Origin of the sequence: Sorangium sp. So ce204, from assembly GCF_051526795.1 — a bacterium.
GTDB lineage: Bacteria > Myxococcota_A > Polyangia > Polyangiales > Polyangiaceae > Sorangium > Sorangium cellulosum_B.
Genome location: NZ_CP150317.1, coordinates 6,704,092 through 6,724,791, shown reverse-complemented (window position 1 = coordinate 6,724,791; position 20,700 = coordinate 6,704,092). Strand labels below are relative to the sequence as shown.

Here is a 20,700-nt window from a genome sequence, read left to right as displayed (position 1 = left end):
GCCCCTTAGGTCGGTTGTCCCCGCTGGACGGGGCCGATGCGGTACGCCCGCATCATCTCGTTGTCTTCGTGTTCGAGGATGTGGCAGTGCCACACGTACTGGCCGGCGGTGGCGAAACGCGCCCGGATGCGCGTCACCTCGCCTGGATAGGCGATCACCGTGTCCTTGTAGCCCGTCTCCCACGGCTCCGGCGGACGTGCTGCGCCGACGAGCGGCGGCAGCTGCCCTCCCGGCGAGGCCTCGATGTCCAGGGCCTTCCGATTGACCACCTCGAACAGGGTCTCGTGGATGTGGATGGGATGGGCGTCGCCCGTCAAGTTGTGGAGCTCCCAGACCTCCGTGTCCCCCACCTGCGGATTCTCGGTGACATCGTCCTCCCACGTCAGCAGCTCGACCTCACCGTCCCTGCTCCTCCCGAGCATCGCCGCCACCGGCGCATCCGGGAAGCGCGCCGACATGACCTCGCCCAGGACGAGCGCTCGCGCCCTGTCCTCGCGCAGCGGCGGCGGAGCGGGCGGCAACAGCAGGAAGCGCGGCGGTGTGCTGTGATCGCATCCCGGCGCGTGCATCACGTCGAAAGCCATGATCTGCCCGGTGGAGGCCGCGTCCGCCGGGTCGAAATCGACGCCTGGCGCGCCGCCGCGGAACGGCTCGTCCGGGCCGACGTTGGCGAGGATGTGGCGGCCCTTCGGGACACGGCCGAAGTCGACGATGAGATCCGCGCGCTCGGCCGGCGCCATGAGCAGGCGGTTGCCGTTGGTCGCGGTGAGGTTCACGGGTGAATCCAGAAAGCCGCCCTCGTTTCCAATCATCCAGACTTCCACGGCCGGGATCCGATTGAAATCCAGGATCAAGAAACGCGACTGGCAGCCGTTGAGGAAGCGGAAGCGGTAGCGGCGCTGCTTGACCGCCAGGAACGGCCAGGTAGTGCCGTTTACCATGATCATGTTGCCGAAAAACTCGGGATTCCAGAGCGGCGGGACGTCGGTTTGCGGGATGAACGGACCCGTGACGCCGTCGAAGAAGGCCCGGGTGCCCGGGTAGAACAGCGACCCGTCCGAGTTGAACGAGCGATCTTGGATCGCGATCGGGATCTCGCGATAGTGGATGTCGGGGGCGTCGCCCCGCGAAGGGGCCGGACCGGGGAGCACGGCCGGCCTGTGGGTGCGCGCGTCGAGCACCAGGTCGCTCTGGCCGCCGCGGACCAGGTAGAAGCCCGCCGGACCGGCGTACACGTTCGCGCGCGTCATCCCGAGGGTGTGATCGTGATACCATTCGGTGGAGGCTCGACCCGCGTTCGGATACTGGGCGATCGCGAATCCAGGCCCCCAGGTCACGCCGAATTTGGCGAGCGCCTTCGCCGCGAAGAAATCGTACCAGGTCCCCCTGGTAGCAAACCCCGGTGGGATGTTGGCGGCGGCGGGCAGATACCACGCCTCGGGGTAACCGTCGCTCTCGTCGCCGACTCTCACGGCGCCGTGCACGTGGGTGACGATGGGCACGGGGCCGGTGTAAGGTCCCGGCGTCTCCTCGAGCTCTGGGCGCATGTCGCGGCCCGCCGTGCCTCCCGGCGGGTTCGCCCAGTGCAAGGTCTGGTCGACCGGCAAGAGATGAGGCAAGTAGTTGCCGCCGGCGTCCACCAGCTCGTTGATCCATTTGATCCGCACCGGTCGTTCGTATTCAGCCTCGATCGTGAGCGACGGCGCGTGGAAGATCCGGGGCTCGCCCTGGGCGACCTTCGGCCCGTATCCCCACACGGTCGTCGCCGGGTAGGAAGGAGGCAGGATCTGCTGCGCGAACTGCCGCACGGCGATCTCGTAGCAGTCGGTGAACCGGCCGCCGTGGAGCGTGATCTCGCCGGCTCGCGGCATCGCGGGCGGGACGAGCAGCGGCGTCACGTACTTGTCGACGCCCAGCGGGTCGAGCGTGCCGCCGGGGATCGCCGCGCACGCCGTGCGAACGGAGCCGCCGACCCTGTCGAGGAGGAGGAGGGTCGTGCCCCCCGCCCCGATCGTGAAGAACTGACGTCGTGTGAACATCCCCCCACCCTCCGTGTCGAACGCTGGCCCGCAAGCATAGAGGCTGTTCGCTTCGACGCAACCACGGTGTCCTACCACGCGACTCTCGTCGTCGAGGCCGCAAGGCCGCCACCGACACCGATGTTTGCAAGGACACGCTCGCTCGGCGCCGGGCCCACGCCCGTGCGTCGAGCGAGCGTCAGCACACGAAATTGACGGTGATAGGCTGTGTCACGCCCTCGAACGGCTCCCCCTCACCGTTCCGGGCAGCGACGTATCGGCTCGACAGCGCGCACTTCGTCGCGGCCGCTCCGAACCCGTGATCCGGACCCGACACGAGGTGCGCTGACACGGGCTTTCCGTCCGGGCGGGGTGCCAGGGCCTCGCGCTCCTGGGCAATACCGCTGCAGCGTCCACCGCACCGGGGTCGCGCCTGGGCGCCGGACAATCATCACAGGACGATCGGCGCCGTCGCGAGCGGCGGGCTTCGGGGCGTCGATGAAGAGCTCTGCCGAGCGCCGCAAGCCCGCCCGGCTCGCGTCATGATCGCCGGGGAGGGGTCCTGGCGGCAGGTGGATCCTGGACGAGCCGGGGCGCCTCCACCCCGGAGACGGGCATAGGCGTTCACCAAGCCTCGCGCCGCATTCTCCTACATCCGAACGTTTACGTAAACGTTCATGTAAACGTTCATGTAAACGTTCACGTTGGTGGTCGAACGAGCTTGGTGAACGCCTATGCCCGGAGACGGGTGCGATCCGTCTTTTCTTGGAGACCCGTCCACCGGGAGACGGTGGGCACCATCTCCTGCTGGAGCCGTGTCCACGCCGGAGACGGGTGCGATCCATCTTTTCTTGGAGGCCCGTCCACCAGGAGACGGGCGCCACCCATCTTTTGCTGGAGGCGTGTCCACCTCGGAGATGACGGCGACCCGTCTTTTGTTGGAGGCGGGTCCACCGGGAGACGGGTGCCAGGCATCTCCCGCGTGGACGCGCCGGCGCACCCGGATGGGTTCACGGCGTACCGCCCGCCTCGACCGGAGGCGCCGAGACGGCTTCGGCCTTCCTGGCTGGGGCTCTCCGGCGGGATCTCGCGAGGTCGTCGACCATCTCGACGTAGGGCGCCAGCAGGAACGCGGCCAGCGCCTCGCTCCCCGGGATCTCCGGGTCGGCGTGGCTCTCGATCTTCTGGATCAGGCTCCGCAGCGCATCCCGGGCGGCGCTCCACTGCGGCCGGCCGTCGGTCTGCCCGCGCCCGCCCTCCTTGGCGGCGGCCACGGCCGTGAACCCGTACGCGTCGCCGAAGCGCGCGTGGGCGGCGACGAGCTGGCGGTGGTGCCGGGTGCCGCCGAACCCCTCGATCACCGCCTGCGCGCGCTGCTCCTCGAGCGTCTTCATCCGCTGCACCATCGCGGTCCACTGGACCCGGGGCCGGCGCGTGATGAAGCGAAGCCCATCGGGCGCCGGGAAGAGCTGCGCATAGAGCCAGCGCGCCTCGGACGGCGCCGGCGCCTCCCCGTCGTCGGAGAGCCCGGCGGCTCCCGCGTTCCACTGCTCGAACGCGCGCCACCGGTCGTCGCTGTCGATGTTCGCGGCGCTCCGCTCGGCCTCGCTCGCCGCCGCGTGGCGACGGTCGGCCTGCGCGCTCGCCCGCATGCTGCGGAAACCCTGAAGCTCTGTCGTGGCCGCGTCGAAGCGCTTCCAGGGCCTGTCGATGTGGGGCGGCAGCGCCGCGAGGAGCTCGACCCCCCTGGGCAGCGGCGCGTCGCCCTCCCTGCGCTTGCCGCTCTTGGGCCGGAGCACGGCCGCGATTCGCGCGCTCACCTGATCTCGGACAGCGATGACATCGTCGGCGACGAGCTCCGGGGGGAGGACGAGGGTCGAAAACATCGGTGATTCACTCACGGGGAAAACCTCCTGTGATGTCTGATGGGATCCGGCCTGCCGCCGCGGCGACACGCCGTGGTTTCGTTGCGGCGTTGCGGCATGGCAACACGTGTGCCGGTGCGAGGTGAGCCCGTGGCTCGGCGCTGCCGCGCAGGACGGAGAGGAGGGGGAGAGGAGGGGAGCGCAACGCCCTGCCGTGAACCGCAACGGATTGCGCCGTTGCGCAGCGGTTCGCTGGTTGAGAAAGCGGGGGCTTCTCGAGGATCGATCGCCCCGTCGAGGAGCGGTCTACCGAGGCAAGCGAGAAGAGCGCGCTGGATGCTCGTGCCGACGCAGCGATGCGCGGAGGGGGGTTCGTGCGGCTCGGGTGCTCGCGGCCGCGAATGCGGGTAAGCCGTGGCCGTCGCGCCGGCCCGGTGGGGGACGCGGGCGGTGGTGGCGCTGCCGCGCGGCTACGCTTGTGGTAGCGTCCGCCCCGGAGCTCCCGTGCCATGAGCAACGCCCCGATCGCCACCCTCCGCGGCCACGCGGTCTCCAGCCGCGTGCTGACCCCGCCGCCCGCGCAGAACCTGGACGATGCCGTCCGCCTCTGCGACCCCTACTCGCCGCTGGACCCCCGGGAAGACTCGAGCCTGTTCGCCAACCTGACGGCCATCCGCGGCAGCGATCGCCTCGGCCGGATCGTCCGCAACATCCGCCGGTCCGGTGGGATCCCCACCCTCCACTTCGTCAGCGGTCACCTCGGGAGCGGGAAGACCACCGAGCTCCTCCGGATGAAGGTCCAGCTGGAGACGGCCGCTCACGGCGCGCCGCTCGCGACGGTCCTGTTCCTCGACGCCGACGTGATGCTGAACCGGACCGACATCGATCTGGAGGACATCCTCCTCGCGCTGTGGAAGCTCGTTGATGAGCAGCGGAAGGCGGCGGCCGTGAAGGTGCTCATGCCGCTGTGGAAGGACCAGATCAAGGAGGCGCTCAGCAAGACGATCACCAACCTTCCCGGCGACATCTCGGAGGCGCTCACCCGGATCCTCGGCGAGGTCCGCCTGCCCAGCGCGGAGCGCCGGAAGGATATCCGCACCGCCCTGCGTTCCACGACGGCCGTGCTGATCGAGGGGCTGAACAAGGCCTTCGCCGCGACCAGGGAGGCGCCGGATGACGGCGCGGGTCCGCTGGTGGTGCTCATCGACAACATGGAGAAGCTGAGCCAGGCACACCATGAGGGGGTGGAGCGGCTCTACCGGGAGCGGATGGGCGCCCTGAAGAGCCTCGACGCGCACCTCGTCATCACGGTTCCGCTGTATCTCTGTTACGCGCCGGCCGGCGCGGGGCTGAGCGGGCTCTACGGCGGCGAGATCGTCGTCGTGCCGATGATCGAGGTCCGCCGGCGCGCCGCGGAGGGCGGCGGGGACAACCAGGGCGGCGTGACCGCGCTGGCCGACCTGCTCAGGAAGCGAGTGCGGTTCGATCGTCTGTTCGAGGAAGGCGACAGGGCGGCGGAGCGAATCGCGCGCCTCAGCGGCGGCTGCATCCGGCACGCGCTCCACATGGTGCGGGCAGCCAGCAACGAGCACGATGACCCCCCGGTGACCGCGGCCTCGGTCGAGCGGGCCGCCGCCATCTTGCAGGCCGATTTCGAGCGGGCGCTGCCCGAGGGATATGTGCCGATCCTGCGCCAGATCGCAGAGACGAATCGATTTCCGGACCAGTGCGACGTAGGGGTGAAGCGCGACCTGCTGCTCAACCTGTTCGTCCTCGAATATCAGAACGGCGGTCCGGACCCGTGGCACGCGGTCCACCCGCTCGTGGAGCGGTGCCGGAAGTACCGTGAGCACGGGTGAACCCGCGGGCGGGGGGTCGTATTTGCCAGGGTCGGCTGGCGAGCCCATCGCCAGCCTGACCGACGAGTCCGAGGAGCGGCTCAGGGCGCTCCGCCGGGGACTGCGGCGCGCGGACCGGTTCGCGTTGTTCGTGGTGCTGGCGTCCGGCGCAGCGCGGGCCGAGGTGTTGCGGCGGATGCGAGGATGGAGCGGGCAGGAGGGGCTCCCGACGCTCAAGTTCCTGCCGGATGGAGCGCAGGGCGTGCGCGCCGTGGAAGAGCTCCTGGAGACCGCGGGGCCTGTCCAGCCGCTCCGGGGTGTCGTCGTGCCTGATACAGCGTCGTTGCTCGACGCTGCGGAAGGCCGCGCGATTCAGGCGCTCAACGTCGCGCGCGACACGCTGGCGCGCGTGATCGTGGGGCCGCTCGTGCTGGTGCTTTCGCCGGACCGCGCGGCCGATCTGCCTCGGGTGGCTCCTGATCTGTTCGACGTACGATCAGGGACATGCGAGGTGGAGGCGCTCCCAGGTGCCACGCTGGGCGATGCAGGGGGGCTCGCAGCGCCGCCCGAAGAAGCGGGACGCCCGGCGGGATCCACCGATGAGCTGGACGAGTTGAGGGCGACAGCAGTCCGGCTTCGCGAGGCGATGGCTTCGTCGGAGGCGCCGCCGCCGGCCGCGCTGGCCGATGCATGGCTGAATCTCGGGCAGAAGCTGCTAATTCATCACTATGCCCTCGACGAGGTGCTGGCTAGCTCAAGCGAGGCGAGGCGCCTGGCGGAGGGTATCGGCTATCACGGGGCAGTTGCCGCTGCCTTGGTCCTTGAAGGCATCGTGGCGATGCTCCGTGGAGATCGCGAGCGCTCAAGGAAGGCATACGAGCATGGCCTGGAGATCTCTCGAGCGGCCCAGGATCGCCTTGGCGAGGCCACCTGCCTGAAGAGCCTCGGCGACCTCGACATGCGCGTCGATGACCTCGATACCGCTCGCGCTTCCTACACCCTTGCTTTGCCCATCTTTCGCGAGATTCGCGATCGCCTCGGAGAGGCCAACTGCCTGAAGAGCCTCGGCGACCTCGACATGCGCGTCGACGACCTGGATGCCGCTCGCGCCTCCTACACCCTCGCTCTGCCCATCTTTCGCGAGATTCGCGATCGCCTCGGAGAGGCCAACTGCCTTCAGAGCCTTGGTCTCCTGGCGCTCGCGGCCGGCGAGCCCAGGGAAGCCTTTCAGCGCTTCCTGGAGGTGCTCGCCCGCCATCGCGAGATCCGGAATCGAGTTGGCGAGCAGGCTGCTCACGGCTACCTCGCACGCGCAGCCGCGGCTGTCGGCGCTCTGGACCAGGCGTTGATCCTCGTAGAGCGCTCTCTGGACATCGGCCGGCGGATACACGCTCGCTTTGGCCAGAGAATCACACTGGAGCTCCAGCTCCGGCTCTTCTCCAGCCTAAAGGACGACCGAGCGTTCCTCGCCACCGCCCTTCTGCTCCGGGATCTCTGCACCTCCCTCCGCGAGGTCGAGCGCGCCCAGGGCTACGCTGCCCTCCTTGAAGAGGCACAGCGCACGCTGCCCGCCGAGGCGTGGGCCGACCTCCAGCAACACGCGGAAGCCATCCGCCTGGCGGCCGTCGCTGCAGCGTCTCAGCGCCTCCAGGACGCCGGCCGCGACCCCTACGCCCTCCCCAGCCCTCCTGATGCCACGACTCCGTGACTCTTCAGCCGTTCAGGGCGCGTCGCGGCCTGTGTCCGCGAGAGCGCTCAGGGCGCCCGCTCCTCGACGGGGATCGCGGAGCTCGTCCCGGTGCCGTCGCCGAGCTGACCCAGGGTGCCTCTGCCCCAGCACAGGACCTGGCCAGGGCCCGTGGGGCCGCACGCCCCCTCGACGATCGCGCACGTGTGGAAGATGCCGGCGCTCACCGCGACGACCTTGGCGAGGGGTCGGAGCTGGCTGTCGATGGCGAAGGTCGCCTGCTCGGTCAACGCGATCTGCGTGATTGTCGCCGCGCCGAGCGACGCGGGAAAAAGCACGCTCATCGGCGTGCTCGAGGAGACCGCCATCGCGCGCGGAACACCCAGCTGGCCGAACGAGTTGTCCCCCCAGCAGGTGAGAGAGCCGTCATGCCGGATCGCGCACGTATGGCTGGCGCCCGCAGCCACCATGATTCCGTGCGCCTCGCCCCTCCGCGGCCATGGACCGCCGCGTGAGCCGTCACCCGTTGCTGCGCTTTTCTCGACTACAGATGAGAAATTTCGGCGCGTGCGCGCAATGCACGGATGGAACACGCAGCGCTTCTGCACGCTCGCCCGGGTCAGCGATGTGATATCAAAGGCAACGCCGCGCTGAACGGGTCAGCGCGGCGTTGTGGTCCCCCTCGTTTGCGCCGATGTGAACCGTGCGTGCGTCTAGTCTACGAGGCCATCTGTGGCAAGCGGCCGCCCTGGCAGCCGTCCTTGCCTCCACGTTCCAAGCCGCGGCCGCGGACCCTCCCCCGCGGTCCCGCGAGGTCCAGGAGCTCATCGACGAGGCGGAGAAGGCCGCCAAGCGGCTCGAGCTCGCTCGCGCTCGCGATCTCTGGGCGCGGGTCAACGCGCTCGAGCCCTCGACGATGGCCGTGTGTCAGCTCGGGGTGTTCGACTTGCGGCTCGAGCGCATCGAGAAGGCCGCGGAGGAGCTCACCGCGTGCGTCGCGCAGATGCCCGAGCCAACCAACGACGTCGAGCGCCGTCGCTACGAGGTGAGACGCGCCGATCTCGCGGCGGTGCGGCAACGCGTGGCCGAGCTCCACGTGAGCGCCCCGCGGGGCACGGCGCGGATCCTCGTGGACGGTCGCAGGGTGAGCGAGGGCCGTTCCGTCTTCGTCGCGCCCGGACAGCACGAGGTGACGGCGACCGGACCGCAGGGGCAAGAAGCCCGTGCGGCCGTGAAGGTGGCAGCGGGCGAGTCGCAGCACGTGTCGCTCGCCTTCAAGGCCACGAAGGCTGCCGCAAGTGCTCCAGCGCAGGCGCGCAATCCTTGGATCATCGGCTCCGGCGCGGCCGCATCGGCGGCCCTGCTCGGCGCCGGCGCAGGGCTTCACGTCGCAGGCGACTTCGCCGGGCGCGAAACCGTTGCCAAGGTGGCCCGCCTGAACGACGGCTCGATGCTCCACAGCAGCGCGGAGTACCGCCAGATCTATGACGAAGCGGATGCGGCCGACACGCGAGCGAGCCTGTTCCGTGGCCTGGGCTCGGCTGCGCTCGTCGCCGGCGCCGCGCTCGGTGCCGCGACGATCGTCTACGTCGTCTGGCCGCGGAAGGCCGAGATCCGCCCGCGAGGCGCCGGCGCGGAGGTCACGCTCGTATGGTAGCGGCGGGTGAAATCTGGGAAGGCCACGAGCTGCTCAACGAGGAACGCGGCCTGGTCCGTCATTTCCTCGCGCGGCAGGTCGGCGACAAAGGAGACCTCGTCTGGTTGCACGTCCACGAGGGCTCGGGCCTCGACGCGGGCGCGTTTGCTGAGGAGCTCGCGCGCCTGCAGCGCCTCTCCGACGATGTCCCGGAGATCGTCCGCGTGCTCTATGGGGGGGTGAGCGGCTCCGTCGCGTGGGCAGCGACCCCCGTGCTCAGCGGCGCGGTCCCGCTCCTCGACGCCATGCGGGGGCAGGACCTCGGCTCGGCCGCGCTCAAGGTGCTGATCGACCTTGGCCGCTGTCTCGAGCGCGCTCATGAGCTCTCCATGATCCATGGCGCCCTCAGTCCGGACCGTGTCTTCGTCGTGAGCGAGGGCCGGTACGCGATAACGCACTTCGGATTCGTTCGGCTCTTTCAGCTCGGCCCAGACGACGCTCTGCGCGATCCGTACGGGTACGCACCGCCGGAGCGCTTCTCCGGTGGACACATAGGACTTCGCGCGGATGTCTACGGCTTCGGCACCGTCATGTACGAGCTCTTGTGCCAACGCCCCCTCTCGATGTGGACCGAGCCCACGAGCTTCCCCGTCGGGATGCCTCCGATGCTTCGGATGATGATCAAGGGGGCCCTCGAGGAGAACCCCAAGCGACGGCTGGTGAGCGTCCGAAGGATGCTCCTTGTTCTGACGCCCTTCACCCGCGCGTGGGAAGAGCTCGGCGAGCCGCCGGAGCTTCCCCACGCGGACATCTTCGCCGCGCCGTCCGGCGCGCGGCGCAAGCTGGACGAAGAAGCGCCGATCTCGATGGAGGACGAGGCGGAACCGCTCGGCTCGGGTGAACAGGTGGGCCGAGCCAGCGCGGTCCCCACGCCGCGCCCCTCGGAAGCGCCCGACACGGCCAGGAGCGCGCCGCCGCGGGACGCGCAGGACCACGCCACCCACGCGGCGCCGGTTGCACCGCCGCGCCCTCCCGATACGCCCGACACGCTCAGGAGCGCCGTCCCGCCGCGGGACGCGCAGGATCACGTCGCCCACGCGCCGCCGGTTGCGCCGTCGGCGCCTCCAGCGCCCGAGCTCCCGGACCTCGATCCGCGGCTGCCGGTAGCGTCGGCGCCTTCGATCGCTCCGCCTTCTCCGCTGCTGCCGGTCGCGCCGGCGCCCTCGACCCCTCGGGATTCAAGCACCACCCCGGAGCGACGCTCCCGCGCGCGCTGGTACGGTGCGGTGCTCGCGCTGGCGTTCGTGCTGGGCAGCGCGGCCGCGGTCCTCTGGCGCGAGCCCCCCCGCCGAGCCGCGCCACGCCTGGGGCCGGTGGTCCAGGCTGCTGCGGTTCGAGCCACGCCGCCGCCCTCCGTTCGACCGCTCGCTCGAGGCCCTGAGCCGCTCCCCGAGGCCGCGCCGCCGCCCGTCCCGCCGCGGCCTCGCGCGACCCGCCCCGCCGCTCCCGCACGGCAGGCCATGAAGACGCCGACCCAGGAGTTCGATCCCTGCGACGGCCTGATCCCTTGTCAGAAGGACTTTTACTGAGCGGCGGGAGGGGTTCTGATGCGGTCGAGCGCTTGTTTTGTAAGTGTCGCCGTCATGCTGACAGCGTGTGGAGACGGGCTCGATGCGTACGGTGTCTATGCCCCGCGGACGGACGACAACGCCGTATGGCTCTGGGTTGACGAGAGTCCCGATGCGCCAGCATGTCCGGGGCACCGGCTGGACTTCTGGGAGGGTTGGGCTGACGTGCGTGCCGTCGAGGAGTGCGGCGTGTGCACGTGCGGACCGGCCCTGTGCACGTTGCCGTCGAGCGTGACAGCACACAGGTCGCTGCGCTGTGGCGACTACGGAACCCAGATCGTCTTCGATGAGCAAGACGCGGACGAGGATCACGGGGGCATGTGCCGCAAGGCTGCCCCTCCTGTACCAAGCGAGGTATTCGCCTCGGTCACCTTCGATCCGCCGGCACTCGCTGCCGAGTGCGCCCCATCGTCGGCGTTCGACCCGCCGCCGATCTTCGGCAACTTTGCAAAGGCCTGTCCGATGGTATTAGGCATTCGACCAGAGCGTGAATGGCGAGCGTGCATCTCCCCCGAGTATGACGGATTGTGTCCGCCAGGATTCGATGTCCGACTGGAGTTCAAGGAGCGAATCGCAGACGCACGCACGTGCACTCCATGTTCCTGCGAGGCTCCGGTGGGTGGGAGCTGCGAGGCGGAATTCCTCGTGTATGCCGAAACCAGCTGCACTACCAAGATCATCGGTGGCGGGTTCGGCGTCGACCAGAACGACAGTCGGTGCACCGACATCGATCCCCTTCCGATCGCGGCGATGCGTGCGGTGCTAACCCATCAAAAGCCGGGCACGTGCGCGCCGACGTTGCACGTCTCCCAGGTAATCGGCGATCTTGTCAGCGGAGAACCGCGCGTTTTCTGCTGCTCCGACAAATTTAACTGAAGGGCGGTACCCACGATGCGATCAAATGCATCACTTGTCCTTGCAGTGTTCGCACTGCTCGGGTGCTACTCGATAGACCTTCCACCAGAGCTACCAAAGCCCGATCCGACCAAGGAAGTATTTGTCCTCGTGGAGGGCGCTGGCGCATTCAAGCAATGCGAGGCGTTCAACGATGAGCTTGCGTGGGAAGGGTACTTCGAAGCAGAGGGGTTCAGCGCGGAGGACAAGTGTGAGCCCTGCGAGTGTACGCCGGCCGAGTGCGAACTGCCGTCGAAGGTGACCGCCAGCGCGTCGGTCTGTTCTCGCGAGGACGCCGTCGGCACGCTCGACTTCGGCGCGTCATGGGACGGTTCCTGTTCAGCGGCCGAAGAGCCGATCCCGGGAGACGCCGTCGCTACAGTGACGTTCGAGCCGTCGACCCTCGCCCCGTGCGCTCCGGTGTCTCCGGTACCGAAACCGTCGATGGGCAGCCTACAGTTCGTCAGGGCCTGCAAGTCCGATCCTCCCGGGTACGCACCGACGCTCAGCATGACGTGCTACCCTCCTCAGGAAAACGGCGAGTGCTGGAAGGGTTACGACCGCAAGTTCGAGTATCCCATGCTCAACGACACCCGCGAATGCTCTCCGTGCTCTTGCGGCGCGCCGAGCGGCGGAAGCTGCACGGCGGAAGTCATGCTGTACCAGGATCCCGACTGCATCAGCGAGGTCGCATCCGAGTACACCACCAATCACAGCAACCCTGTTTGCACCAGGGCGACGAGCGCGTCGCTTGCGGCGATGCGCTCGGTGTTCTTGAAGAGCGAGCCTGGAACGTGCGCTCCGTCGACCGACTCCGAGATCGTGAGCGGTTCCCTGGAACGCGGCGTCACACACGTCTTGTGCTGTGATCGCTAGCGGTCGCCGTCGTGCCCCCGCGTCGATGAGCGCCCCGGCCGGCGCGCCGCCGGACCCCTGCACCTCGCCGCCTTGCCGCGCCGCTCGTCCCCGGGCAGGCTTCCGCCATGGGCCCGCCCGCCGCCAAGCAGCGCCGCGCGACGTACGCCGATCTCGAGGCCGTCCCGCCGACCAAGGTGGCGGAGCTCATCGCGGGCACCTTGCACGTGTTCCCCAGGCCGGCGCCGCCTCATGCACGCGCATCGTCTCGCCTCGGCATCGAGCTCGGCGGTCCGTTCGATGCAGGGAAAGGGGGGCCTGGCGGCTGGTGGATCCTGGACGCGCCCGAACTGCATTTCCCGGACCCAGCGGTGCCGGGTGAGGTGGAGGCGGTCGTACCGGACATCGCTGGCTGGCGTCGAGAACGCATGCCCGAGCTGCCGACGACAGCTTTCTTCCCGCTCGCCCCGGATTGGGTCTGTGAGGTGCTGAGCCCTTCGACCGAGGACGTGGACCGCGACGAGAAGATGCCGATCTATGCGCGCGAGGGCGTGCGGCACGTGTGGCTGGTCGACCCGCTCGCGCGGACGTTGGAGGTCTTCTCGCTCTCCTCGGGTCGGGGGTGGGGGCCCGCCGCCGTCCACCGCGACGCCGCTCGCGTCCGCGTCGAGCCCTTCGAGGCGATCGAGCTCGATCTCTCGGTCCTCTGGGCGAGGTAGCCGGCCACCGTCCCGAGCTCCTGGACGGCCCCGCCCGCGTCCTGACGAGGCGGACGCGGCGCGAGATCCGCGATCAGGGCGCTTTGCCCCGGCCTTCCAGGAGGCGCGCCGTCATCGCCTGCGCGGCGTCCGCGACCCGGGCGGCGGCGCGCGCCCCGTCGCGGACCACCTCGTCCACGCGCCGCGCGCCGTCGCTCCCGGCCCGCCCCCAGAGCAGCGCCGCGGGCAGCGCGATCCCGAGCGCCAGCGCCGCCCCGGCCGCCGCGACGCGAAAGCGCCGCCGCCGCGGCGCTGCCGGCGGCGCCACCGGCACCCCCGCCGCGGCCTCGAAGGAAGAGAGCATCGCCTGGACGCTGGGGAACCGCTCCGACGGGCTGATGGCGAAGGCGCGCGCGAACCACGCCTCCAGGGCGGGCGGCGCCCCCGGGCACAACGTGGCCAGCGGGGGGCGCCCGCTGACCAGGATGGCCGCGAGCACCGCGGCCAGGTTGCGGCCCGGGAACGGCTGCCGCCCGGTCAGCGCCTCGTGCGCGACGACCGCGAGCGACCACATGTCGAGCTGCGGGCCGCCCAGGCCGTCACACGTGTGCTCCGGGCTCAAGTAGGCCGGCGTGCCCAGCACGACGCCGTCCGCGGTGCGGCGGCGGAAGTCGGCCGGCCGATCCTGGCCGACCCACTTGGCGATCCCGAAGTCGGTGATCTTGGCGCAGAGATGGCCGTCGCTGCTCTCGACAAGAAGAATGTTCGACGGCTTGATGTCCCGGTGCACGACGCCAAGGCCGTGCGCCACCGACAGCGCCTCTCCCAGCTGGCGGAGCAGCGACGCGAGCTCGACGGCGGGGATCGTCCCTCGCTCCTCCAGCAGCTGACGCAGCGACCTGCCGCGCACGTGCTCCATCACGATGTACGGGCCCGCCGCCAGGTCCTCGCCGGCGTCGAGCACGGCGACGACGCCGCGGGTCTTCTGTCCGAGCTGCGCGGCGACCCGCGCCTCCAGGCGGAACCGCTCGATCGCGTCGACGTTCCGCCCGCCCCGCGCCACCGTGAGGAACTTCAGCGCGACATCGGCGCGCCGGACGCCGTCGTGCGCGCGCCAGACCTCGCCCATCGCGCCGCGACCGAGCAGCTGATCGACCTGGTAACGCCCGTCGATGAGGCGGCCTCGCAGCCGTACGGAGCGGCGCGAAGAGGCTGGGCGGGAGTCCGCCGGCCGATCGGCGAGCGCAACTACGCCGCGCGCGCTGTCTCTCCTCTGGGAATCAGGTTGTGAATCGAACGAGGAAGGATGGAACACGATCGAGCACCTCCGTGCCGCCTCTGTGCCCCAGCCACGTCGGTGTCCCTTTCGGGCGACGCGCTGGGGTCAGGGACCGGGGCATGCCCAGAGCGTATCGCGAACATGCGACCCTGGGAATCCCGGACTGCGCTCCTCCAGCAGAGTGTCAATCGCGGATACACGCTTACAAGGTCGCACGGCCGCGCTCGATGTCGGGCCGGCGCGCAGCGCGGCGCAGAGCCGGCGCGTCGCCTCGCGCAGCTCCTCTTCATCGAGCGGCGCGAACCCGAGCCGCGCGGCGCCGCACGCACCCGGCAGCGCGCTCGCTCGCGGGGGCCAGCGCGCCGGAACCCCTTGAACCGGGCCCTCGCACCGACGACGTTACGCCGCCCGTCATGCCCGGCGACACCCAGGCCGTCCTCCCCGTTCCCCCCGTAGCCCCTGCGGCGCCCTTCGAGACCCGCGCGGCCCTCCTCGCCTGGCTCGCGCAGCACGGCGTCGCGCACCTGGCTCGGCTGAGCCTCGAGGCGGTGGCGCCGCGCGTCGACCCCACGCTCTGGCCCGAGCTGCAGCTCCTCGGCGCGCGGCGGCGCCTCATCGACCTCGCGAGCGCCGAGTCGCTCGCGGAAGCGCGCGCGTGGCTCGCGCCCTCGCGCCTCCGCGACGTCCTGCCGCCCCTCGTGGCTCGCTTCCTGGAGGACGAGCGCGACGACGCCGCGCTCGCGCGCGCCGCGGCGCCGTCGCTCCTGCGCGCGCCGAGGAGCCGCGGGCCCTGTCGGCGCACGAGCGGCTCTGCGAGCTGCGCGCGCGCGTGCCGGACGCGGCGGCCCCGCGCCCCGAGCGGGCGCTCCGGGCCGCCGCGCTGCGGTTCGACGCCGCGCTCCCCGGCTTTCGCCTCGACGACCCGCGGCCCTTCGAGGCGCACCGCGCAGGCGCCGGCTTCGTCAGGCCGGAGGCGCGGCTGACCCTCGCGCCCGGGGCCCTCCGCGCCGAGTGCGACTGCGGCGCGGCCGGCTGCGTCCACGTGCTCGCGGCCATCGACGCCGCGCTGCTCTGGCTCCGCCAGCCCCCGAGCGCGGCCTTCTTCCAGGCGCTCGGCGAGCTCGGCCGCCCCGCCTGGGAGCGCGCCTTGCTGGCGCTCGACAGGGCCCTCGACGAGGGCCCCGGGGCGCGCGGCGGCGTCGAGCTCTCCTTCCGGCTGGACGTCGTCGAGGCGGCCGGCGTCGTTGTCGCGCCCTGGATCCACCGGATGGGCAAGAAGGGCCAGCGCGGCGCCGGGGCGCGGCTCGGCAAGAAGCGCCTCCTGCTGGAGCACGGCGGAAAGCTCTCCCCCGAGGACGCCCGCATCGCGTCCCTCCTGCCCGAAGGCAGCGCCTTCGCCTCGCGGGCGCTGCTCGACGCGCTCATCGGCCACCCGCGCCTCTTCCTCGACGAGGCGCCCGACGTCTCCGTGCGGATCGAGCGCGCGCCGGTGGGCGTCGTGGCCGAGCAGCGCCACGGCGCCGTGCGCGTGAGCGCCGGCGTCGAGGGTACGGCGCTGCCCCCTGCGCTGCTCGATCGCGCGCGCCGGGCCCGGCCCGAGGAGGTGCTGTTCCTCTGGGACTGGGACAAGGGCGCGCGGCGGCTCACGCTGCTCGACGTCAAGGCCGAGATCCGGGCGCTGCTCGACGTGCTCGCGCGCGAGGGCGACGTCTTCCCGCCCGAGAGCCACGGCGCGCTGCTCGCCGCGCTCTCGCGGTGGGCGGTGCGCGTGCCCGTGGCCATGCCGCGCAGCGTGATGGGCGAGTCGGTCCCGCCGGAGCTGCTCCCGGTGCTGCGGCTCACGGCCCAGCCCCGCGGCGCCGTGGAGGTCGAGCTGCGCGTGCGGCCGCTCGCGGACGCCCCGCCGCTCGTGCCGGGCGCGGGCGCGCGCGACGTCCACGTGCGGCGCGGCGACCGGGCCCTGCACGCGGTGCGCGACCTGCGCCGGGAGCAGGACTTCGCCGACGCGCTCGCCGCCGCGCTCCCGCTCGCCGGGGCCGAGCCGTTCGAGGATCGCCCGTTCCACTACCGCTTCGCCAGCGCGCAGGGCGCGCTCGATCTGCTCGCGGCCTGCGCGCGGCGCGAGCCGCCCCCGGAGCTCGAGTGGGTCAGCGAGCCCCTGCGCGTCGTGGGCGACGGCGGCCCCCGCGCGCTCAAGGTCGTCCTCGAGAAGCGGCGCGAGTGGTTCGGCGCCCTCGGCGGCCTGAGCGTCGCGGGGGAGCGCGTGGAGCTGGCCCGGCTGCTCGACTCGGCGCGCCGCCACGAGCGCTACGTGCAGGTCACGGCCACCACCTACGTGGAGCTGGGCGAGGCCCTGCGCGCGCACCTCGAGCGCCTGGCCGATCACGTCCACGACTCCCCGCGCGGCCTCTCGGTGGGCCCCTCGGCCGCCGCGGTGCTGTGGGAGCTCGAGCGGGCCGGCGCCGCGATCGAGGCGGACGGCGCGTTCCGGGGGCTCGTCGAGCGGGTCGTGGCCGCCGGCGAGCTCTGCCCCGCCGCGCCGGCGGCGCTCGCGGGTGAGCTCCGCCCTTACCAGCTCGATGGGTATCGCTGGCTCGTGCGCCTCGCGGCCTGGGGCGCGGGGGGCGTGCTCGCCGACGACATGGGCCTCGGCAAGACGGTGCAGGCGCTCGCCGTCCTGATCGAGCGCGGCGAGCGCGGGCCGGCGCTCGTCGTCGCGCCGACCTCGGTGGCCTTCAACTGGCAGGACGAGGCGCGGCGCTTCGCGCCCTCTCTCCGCATCACGCTCTACGCGGACGAGGCCGATCGCGACGACGCGCTCGCGCGGCTCGGCCCGGGCGACGTGCTGGTGCTCAGCTACGGCCTGCTCGTGCGCGACGCCGCGCGCCTCGCGGCGCGGCGCTTCGCCACCGTCGTCTTCGACGAGGCGCAGAGCCTGAAGAACGCGACCACCCAGCGCTTCCGCGCCGCGAGGGCGCTAAAGGCGGACTTCAGGTTCGCGCTCTCGGGCACGCCGATCGAGAACCACCTCGGCGAGCTCTGGAGCCTCTTCGCGCTCGTCTTCCCCGGCCTCCTCGGCGGCTGGGACGCGTTCCGCGACCGCTACGCCATGCCGATCGAGCGGCAGATCGACCCTGCCGCGGGGCCCGCGCTCGCGCGCGTGCTCGCCCCGTTCCTGCTCCGGCGGACCAAGGCGCAGGTGGAGGCCGAGCTGCCGGCGCGCACCGAGGTGCGCGTGCCGGTCGTGCTCGCGGGCGCCGAGTGGCAGCTGTACGAGGACGCGCGCCTCGCGGCGCTGTCCGACCTCGAGACGCCCCGGGCGGTCCGGCGCGAGCAGGAGCGGCGCGTCGAGGTGCTGGCGGCGCTCACGCGGCTCAGGCTGCTCGCGTCGCACCCGCGCCTCTACGACGCGCGCTCGACGCTCGACTCGTCCAAGCTCGCGCGCTTCCTCGGGCTCGTCGAGGAGCTGTGCGCGGAGGGGCAGCGGGCGCTCGTGTTCAGCCAGTTCACGTCGCACCTCGCGCTGGTGCGCGAGGCGCTCGAGGCGCGCGGCGTCGCGTACGTCTACCTCGACGGCGAGACGCCCCGGAAGGCCCGGGCCGAGCGGGTGCGCGAGTTCCAGGAGGGGTCGGCGCCGCTCTTTCTGATCTCGCTGAAGGCGGGGGGGTTCGGCATCAACCTCACGGCGGCCACCAACGTGATCCACCTCGACCCCTGGTGGAACCCCGCGGTCGAGGATCAGGCCTCGGACCGGGCGCACCGCCTGGGCCAGCGGCGGCCGGTCACCATCTATCGCCTGGTGGCGCTCGGGACGATCGAGGAGAAGATGCTGTCGCTGCACGCGGAGAAGCGCTCGCTCGTGGCGCAGGTGCTCGGCGGCAAGGACACCGCCGGCAAGCTCTCGACGCAGGAGCTCGTCGGCCTGCTCTCGGCGCAGCTCCGGGGGCCGGACGGCGGCGAGGGCGGGGACGGCGAGCTCTCGGACTCAAGCCCTCCGAGTCGCGCTCTTTGACTCGGGCTCTCTGACTCGTGCCGTACCTCCGAGAAAATTGAACAGGGAGACGGGGAGACGGGGAGGGAAATCTTCAAAATACTCCCCGTCTCCTCGCCTCCTTGTTCAATTCCCCCGCTGAAAAGGGCTGCAAAATGAGGGAGTTGTTCAGGTCGCCCAGAGCACGGCGAGATCGAGCTCGATGGCCTGGAAGGGCGTGGCGCGGACGCTCGCGGTGTCGCGGTGGGTGGCGATCGGCGCCCAGCTGCGGTCCGCGGCGAGCGTGAAGATCTCCAGGGTCCGCTGGAGGGGCGCGATCAACCAGACGTGCCGCACGCCCTCGCGCGCGTAGACGGGCATCTTCTCCTTGCGATCGTGCTGCTCGGTCGAGGGGCTCAGGACCTCGCAGATCCAGTCCGGAGCGAGCGAGAAGTAGGGCGTGTCGGGGAGCTCGGGCATGCGCTCCCGGCGCCACCCGGCGAGGTCCGGCACGACGACATCCACGTCGCCTGGCGAGGCCGGATCGGGGAAGTGGATCTCGGGCTCGTCCAGGATCCACCAGCCGCCCGGGCCGTTCTTGCCGTGATCGAAGGGACCGCCGAGCTCGATGCCCAGGCTCGACGCGGCGCGCGCGTGCCGCGGCGCTGGCCGGGGGAAGCGGTGAAGCTCGCCGCCGATGAGCTCTGCCACCTTGTTCGGCGGCGCCGCCTCGAGGTCGGCGTACGTCGCGCGTCGGCGCTTCTCGGCGGGATGGCCCATGGGCCCAGCGTTCCCTGGGAGGGGCGGCGACGCAAGCCCCAGGCCTTCGCGCAGGGCGGCCGGCCCGCAGGTGATGATGCCGTTGCTCACGAACGGTGAGGGCGAAGAACACGTGACACACGCCGACGGTAGGAAGGTCCGACTCTTGGGATGCTTCCTGTCGTCAGATCGGTTCCAAACGCTCCAATCGTCGATTGCATCAGGCTCCTCGCCTGGGAGCGGGGGAGAGCGGCCTCGTGGTGGGCAGTCCAATCGCGGCGTAACGTGGCGAACGCGCGGCGACCGTCCATCCCGCTGGCGCGCAGCTTGCAATCGGCCGACGCCGCTGAGCGCTCCTGCGCTGTCCACGAGCGCCAGCGAGGAGAAACGACATGCCGAAAGCGAAGTCCGCGAGCGCTTCCTGGAACCCGGGAGCGCGGCCCGCGCCGTCCGGGCCTTCCGAGGCGTCCCTGCCGCTGGCGCTCACCGCGGCCGAGCAGGACCTCCTGGGTCGCGCTCTCCGGTTCCTCGTCAACGTCCAGGCCGCGCCGTTCATCGCGCGGGCGCGTCGCGAGGGCTACGCGGCGAACGAGCACCGCGAGGGGTGGCGGCTATTCAAGCTCGCCTCGGGCGAGCAGCGCCCGCTCGAGCACCTCTTCGCGGAGGTCGCGAGCGGCGGAGGCGTCGAGGGCGCCGAGCGGATGCAGCTGCTCCGGGAGGTCGACGTCTTCGAGAACACGTGGTTCCCGCGCACGCGCGCGATCATCCGCCGCGTGGTGCCGCGCGAGCGGCGCGACGGCTTCGAGGCCGCGTTCTTCAAGCACCTGGAGCCGCAGCCGCTCGGGTCGACGGTGACCATGTCGGTCGGGACGTACCTCCGCCGCCTCGAGGGGCTCGCCAGGAACAGCGATGGCGACGCGAAGAAGGTCCACAAGGTGCTCGCGGCGCGCGGGCTGACCGAGGCGAAGGTGCAGCAGGTGCGCGATCTGCTGGCGAAGCTCGAGGCCGGCGCCGGGGCGCAGGCGCAGCCGCCCCGGGTGCCGGCGGCCGAGCTGGCGAGGGCCTGGCGGGAGCAACGGGAGGGGATCGAGGGCCTGCGGGGCTGGTTCAACGACTGGGCGACGACGCTGCGGCAGGTCTTCCCGGTGAAGGCGCAGATCCAGCTCGGCCTCACGGCCGTGAGGCGCACGGCGGCCGCCGGAGAGGTGATCGAGGAGGAGGTGTCGCTCGACGAGGACGAGGGCGCCGACGGCGAGGTCACCGGCGCGGAGCCGCCGGTCGGCTGACGCTCTCCGGCCGCCGCGATGCCGGACCGGCGCCCGCGGCGCCCGCGCTGCCAGCGCAGATCCCGCGCGCAGGCCGCACAGAGGGTGGGAGATGGGAGCCCGCGCGGCGCCAGGCCGCGGAGGCGGCTACGCAACCGCTTGCTCTCTTCCGCAATGGTTTGCGGGATCCAGCAAAAGATCGCGCTCCGAGGGCCCCGGCGGAACGTCCCGCACGGCGCGGGCACGGCTGCGTGCGGGCGGCCGCGCTGCAAGAGAGACTCGCCCCGTCGACTGGGCTCGTCGTCCGA

At 71.3% G+C, this 20,700-nt stretch carries 15 protein-coding genes; 10 read left to right on the top strand and 5 right to left on the bottom strand.

Annotated elements, in window-relative coordinates:
* Window positions 1–5 precede the first annotated feature (5 nt).
* Complete coding sequence (locus WMF22_RS24975; RefSeq protein WP_438031409.1) at window positions 6–2,039, bottom strand: multicopper oxidase family protein; 2,034 nt, start codon at window positions 2,037–2,039, stop codon at window positions 6–8.
* Window positions 2,040–3,028: 989 nt separating this feature from the next.
* Window positions 3,029–3,904 (bottom strand): hypothetical protein, encoded by an 876-nt coding sequence (locus tag WMF22_RS24970; protein WP_438031408.1) that lies wholly within the window; start codon window positions 3,902–3,904, stop codon window positions 3,029–3,031.
* Window positions 3,905–4,392: 488 nt separating this feature from the next.
* Here WMF22_RS24970 and WMF22_RS24965 point away from each other — a divergent pair, with 488 nt between their 5' ends.
* The gene (locus WMF22_RS24965; protein ID WP_438031407.1) at window positions 4,393–5,742 is read left to right on the top strand and encodes a hypothetical protein; all 1,350 of its coding nucleotides are present in this window, start codon (window positions 4,393–4,395) and stop codon (window positions 5,740–5,742) included.
* The gene (locus tag WMF22_RS24960; RefSeq protein WP_438031406.1) at window positions 5,729–7,429 is read left to right on the top strand and encodes a tetratricopeptide repeat protein; all 1,701 of its coding nucleotides are present in this window, start codon (window positions 5,729–5,731) and stop codon (window positions 7,427–7,429) included. The genes WMF22_RS24965 and WMF22_RS24960 overlap by 14 nt, the downstream gene beginning before the upstream one ends.
* Window positions 7,430–7,476: 47 nt before the next feature.
* Here WMF22_RS24960 and WMF22_RS24955 read toward each other — a convergent pair whose 3' ends face one another.
* On the bottom strand, window positions 7,477–7,878 hold the full coding sequence (locus tag WMF22_RS24955) for an RCC1 domain-containing protein (RefSeq protein ID WP_437292503.1): 402 nt from the start codon (window positions 7,876–7,878) through the stop codon (window positions 7,477–7,479).
* Window positions 7,879–8,111: 233 nt separating this feature from the next.
* On the opposite strand from WMF22_RS24955, the gene WMF22_RS24950 reads away from it, so the two are divergent.
* From WMF22_RS24950 to WMF22_RS24930, 5 genes are all read left to right on the top strand, one after another.
* Window positions 8,112–9,065: a hypothetical protein gene (locus WMF22_RS24950; RefSeq protein ID WP_437292502.1), complete on the top strand. Its 954-nt coding sequence runs from the start codon at window positions 8,112–8,114 to the stop codon at window positions 9,063–9,065.
* The gene (locus WMF22_RS24945) at window positions 9,059–10,633 is read left to right on the top strand and encodes a protein kinase (protein ID WP_438031405.1); all 1,575 of its coding nucleotides are present in this window, start codon (window positions 9,059–9,061) and stop codon (window positions 10,631–10,633) included. Before WMF22_RS24950 ends, WMF22_RS24945 begins: the two co-directional genes overlap by 7 nt.
* 204 nt (window positions 10,634–10,837) lie before the next feature.
* The gene (locus WMF22_RS24940; RefSeq protein WP_438031404.1) at window positions 10,838–11,548 is read left to right on the top strand and encodes a hypothetical protein; all 711 of its coding nucleotides are present in this window, start codon (window positions 10,838–10,840) and stop codon (window positions 11,546–11,548) included.
* Between the two features lie 45 nt (window positions 11,549–11,593).
* Window positions 11,594–12,442, top strand: coding sequence for a hypothetical protein (locus WMF22_RS24935; protein ID WP_438031403.1), 849 nt, complete (start codon window positions 11,594–11,596; stop codon window positions 12,440–12,442).
* Between the two features lie 107 nt (window positions 12,443–12,549).
* Window positions 12,550–13,140 (top strand): Uma2 family endonuclease, encoded by a 591-nt coding sequence (locus WMF22_RS24930; protein ID WP_438031402.1) that lies wholly within the window; start codon window positions 12,550–12,552, stop codon window positions 13,138–13,140.
* A gap of 73 nt (window positions 13,141–13,213) precedes the next feature.
* On the opposite strand, the gene WMF22_RS24925 is transcribed toward WMF22_RS24930, so the two are convergent.
* On the bottom strand, window positions 13,214–14,434 hold the full coding sequence (locus WMF22_RS24925) for a serine/threonine-protein kinase (protein WP_438031401.1): 1,221 nt from the start codon (window positions 14,432–14,434) through the stop codon (window positions 13,214–13,216).
* Between the two features lie 377 nt (window positions 14,435–14,811).
* Here WMF22_RS24925 and WMF22_RS24920 point away from each other — a divergent pair, with 377 nt between their 5' ends.
* Together WMF22_RS24920 and WMF22_RS24915 are read left to right on the top strand one after the other, a co-directional pair.
* On the top strand, window positions 14,812–15,381 hold the full coding sequence (locus WMF22_RS24920) for a hypothetical protein (protein WP_438031400.1): 570 nt from the start codon (window positions 14,812–14,814) through the stop codon (window positions 15,379–15,381).
* A 284-nt stretch (window positions 15,382–15,665) separates the two neighbouring features.
* Window positions 15,666–18,410, top strand: a complete 2,745-nt coding sequence (locus tag WMF22_RS24915) for a DEAD/DEAH box helicase (protein ID WP_438037281.1) — start codon at window positions 15,666–15,668, stop codon at window positions 18,408–18,410.
* 147 nt (window positions 18,411–18,557) lie between these two features.
* Here the strand turns inward: WMF22_RS24915 and WMF22_RS24910 are convergent, their stop codons facing one another.
* Complete coding sequence (locus tag WMF22_RS24910) at window positions 18,558–19,148, bottom strand: Uma2 family endonuclease (protein ID WP_438031399.1); 591 nt, start codon at window positions 19,146–19,148, stop codon at window positions 18,558–18,560.
* A gap of 371 nt (window positions 19,149–19,519) precedes the next feature.
* On the opposite strand from WMF22_RS24910, the gene WMF22_RS24905 reads away from it, so the two are divergent.
* Window positions 19,520–20,413, top strand: a complete 894-nt coding sequence (locus tag WMF22_RS24905; RefSeq protein ID WP_437292495.1) for a hypothetical protein — start codon at window positions 19,520–19,522, stop codon at window positions 20,411–20,413.
* The last annotated feature ends 287 nt before the right edge of the window (window positions 20,414–20,700 follow it).